Annotated in this window: 4 protein-coding genes; 3 read left to right on the forward strand and 1 reads right to left on the reverse strand. The window is 46.0% G+C overall.

Features of this window, described 5'->3' with window-relative positions:
* Position 1: 1 nt before the first annotated feature.
* Positions 2-739, forward strand: coding sequence for a DUF4336 domain-containing protein (locus tag H6F50_RS19690; RefSeq protein ID WP_190430006.1), 738 nt, complete (start codon positions 2-4; stop codon positions 737-739).
* Positions 740-961: 222 nt separating this feature from the next.
* Here H6F50_RS19690 and H6F50_RS19695 read toward each other — a convergent pair whose 3' ends face one another.
* The gene (locus H6F50_RS19695; protein WP_190430007.1) at positions 962-1,381 is read right to left on the reverse strand and encodes a helix-turn-helix domain-containing protein; all 420 of its coding nucleotides are present in this window, start codon (positions 1,379-1,381) and stop codon (positions 962-964) included.
* Positions 1,382-1,517: 136 nt separating this feature from the next.
* Here H6F50_RS19695 and tmpT point away from each other — a divergent pair, with 136 nt between their 5' ends.
* Positions 1,518-2,156 carry a thiopurine S-methyltransferase gene (gene tmpT / locus H6F50_RS19700; protein ID WP_190430009.1) on the forward strand — a complete coding sequence of 213 codons (639 nt, stop codon included), beginning with the start codon at positions 1,518-1,520 and terminating at the stop codon, positions 2,154-2,156.
* A 14-nt stretch (positions 2,157-2,170) separates the two neighbouring features.
* Entirely contained in the window at positions 2,171-2,974 is an 804-nt protein-coding gene (locus H6F50_RS19705) for a sulfite exporter TauE/SafE family protein (protein ID WP_190430008.1), read from the forward strand.
* Positions 2,975-3,119 lie beyond the last annotated feature (145 nt).

Below are 3,119 nucleotides of genomic sequence, written 5' to 3' on the forward strand. Positions count from 1 at the left end.
GATCGCACTTTATGAACCAATCAACCTTCTGAAACAGGTTGACGAAGATATTTGGATCGTAGATGGTTCCATCGTGCAGATGGCAATGTATGGAGCAAAGGTGCCCTTCCCAACCCGAATGACGATTGTGCGACTGAGCACTGGTGACCTATGGTGCCATTCACCAACAGAATTGACCCCCGAACTGAAAGCTCAAATTGACTCCCTCGGTTCACTGCGCCACCTCATTTCGCCCAACAAAATTCATTACGCCTATATCGGTGCTTGGACTAGCGCCTATCCAGAAGCTGTAGCATGGGCATCTCCAGGTGTTCGCGATCGTGCCGCGCAGCAGAAAATTGCAGTGGATTTTGATGCTGACTTGGAAGATGAACCACCACGTGAGTGGGTAGCAGACCTAGACCAATTAATCTTTCGTGGCGGTCGATTTATGGAAGAAGTCGTCTTTTTCCACCGCAAGAGTGCCACTCTCATCCTTGCCGATCTCATCGAAAACTTTGAACTAAATAAAGTAAGTCAGCAGTTGCATTGGCTACTTAAATTAGGGGGTGTTGCCGATCCGGATGGAAAACTCCCATTGGATTTGCGAATGACATTTCTCGGGAAAAAGGAACAGGCACGTAGCTGCTTACAGCGAATACTTCAGTGGAACCCTGAAAAAGTTATCCTATCCCACGGTCGTTGGTATGAGAATAACGGTACTGCTGAGTTACGGCGTGCTTTTCGCTGGCTTGAATAACGTTTAGACGACAGCAAGCTAACACTTTAATGAAGCGGATAGTGTAAAGGCTCTCATGCTTAGTTTCACTTGTATCTACCGTCGCTCACTTTTGCCGTTAGCCAGCAAGCATTTAGGCCGTTATTAAACTAAATTGTCTAACTGAACGTATTGTGAAGGGCTAGGTTAAGCATTTCTAAAAGCATTTAATATCGTTTGCATTACTTTTTCTGAGCCTCTTGCTTAAAGCTTATTGTCCTTCAATTTATTGGGTTGCCTAAAACGATTTTTACCAGCAATACGCAGGAGCCGCAAGAATTTTGGACATTCAAAATGGTTAGGCGCAGTGCAAGCTGCCGCGTGGCGGAGTCCATCGCGCATCGCAGTCAGTTCTTTAATCTTTTTATCCAACTCATCTGCCTTCGCTAAGAGCAGCGTTCTATTGATTTCAGGGGCTTCAGACGTAAACATTTCACGAATCTCATCGAGTGAGAAACCGGCGCTACGCCCCAAGGAAATCAAAGCGAGCCGTTCTATGATACTAGTATCAAAAAGCCTACGTAAGCCATTTCTGCCGTTCGACTGGATCAGCCCTTTTTCCTCATAAAACCGTAGCGTTGAGGTGGGTAATCCAGAAGCCTTTGAGACCTCAGTGATATCCATGATTTTCTTTGTGCAACGACTGCTTGACTTCAAGTTGACTTGAAGTTGTATCGTATATTTAAACACGAGTAAGCACAAGGCTGACGCGATCGGTTTGTGGCAGATGATGGATACCTTGAGCAATGAAGGCGTTGATATGGAAGCAAGTTTTTGGCAGCAAAAATGGGAAGAAGGAGATATTGGTTTTCACCAAAGTGAGGCAAACCCATTCCTCGTCGAACATTTTGAAAAATTAAATGTGGCGAAGGGCGGTCGTGTATTTCTACCGTTGTGTGGCAAGACGCGCGATCTTGCATGGTTGCTTAATTGTGGTCATCGAGTGGTTGGTGCAGAGTTAAGCGAACTCGCAATTAACGAATTGTTTAAGGATCTGGAAGTGGAGCCAAAAATTTCCACAGTTGGTAAATTAACCCACTACTCCGCCAAGGATATCGACATCTTTGTTGGCGATATTTTTGATGTGTCTGCTGAAGTTCTGGGGCCAGTTGACGCGGTATATGACCGCGCAGCGTTGGTTGCAATGCCTGAAAATAGGCGTTATCAATATACGTCACACCTGATGAAAATCACCCACGTGGCACCGCAGTTGCTGATTTCTTACGAATACAATCAACAACTCATGGATGGCCCTCCGTTCTCAGTCGGTGAAGCAGAAGTAAAACACCATTATGCGTCTGCTTATCAATTGAACTCTGTTGAAAGCAGGGAAATCACTGGTGGATTAAAGGGAAAAGTTGCAGCAATTGAGAGGATTTGGTTGCTCAAAAGATTCTAAAAAGTTAGGTTGATATGCTGAGTATTGAATGGATGTTGTTATACATCCTGTTGGGTTTCTTTGCCGGCTTGATGGCAGGCTTACTGGGTGTGGGTGGCGGTGGAATACTTGTTCCCTTGCTGGTATCCATTTTTAGTAAGCAGGGCGTCAGTGCAGATAACGTCGTTCATTTGGCATTAGGAACGACATTGGCTTGCATGATTATTTCTTCAATCGCAAGTATTCGCGCCCATGCTGCTCAAGGAACTGTATTGTGGAAAGTGGTCTACGGGATGGCACCCGGCATTATGGTGGGTGCCTTTCTGATTACCCGCATCGCCGCCAAGGTCAACTCAGCTTACATCGCTATATTCTTTGCGCTGTTTATGGCTCTGGTCGCGGGTCAGATGTTTCTGAATTGGCGACCAAAAGCTAGCCGAAAGTCGGCGAAGTTTCGTGGCTTATTTCTAGCGGGGACAGGCATTGGATCGGTATCCGCTCTTGCTGCGGTGGGGGGTGGTTTTTTAACAATCACTTACCTCAGCTACCAGAATATGGAGATGAAAAAGGCGATTGGTACTTCATCTGCAATTGGATTTCCCATTGCGATCGCAGGTACTGTTGGGTACATAATGACTGGCTGGTCTCAAACATTGAGCGTTCCCTATACGATTGGCTTTATCTATGTGCCAGCCTTTTTAGTAATCGCGATCGCAAGTTCGATTGCGGCTCCCTATGGTGCTCGCTACTCTCATCGTTTACCTGAGACTCATTTGAAGAAGATATTCGCCGTTCTCTCGCTCATTCTGAGTATCAAGATGCTTTTCTCAGTTGTTTAGTGTTGACCTAAAAGTGTGTTCCTAATTAGTGGGCAGATGCTGTGACCGCCAGTAGGATGGGGACAGAGTGACCTGTTCATCGCTCCACCTAGCTCTAGACGCTGATGCATACCTACACGCTGTCGGGCACTGATTTGAGAGTTTC

It is taken from the genome of Coleofasciculus sp. FACHB-712 (genome assembly GCF_014695635.1).
GTDB lineage: Bacteria > Cyanobacteriota > Cyanobacteriia > Cyanobacteriales > FACHB-T130 > FACHB-T130.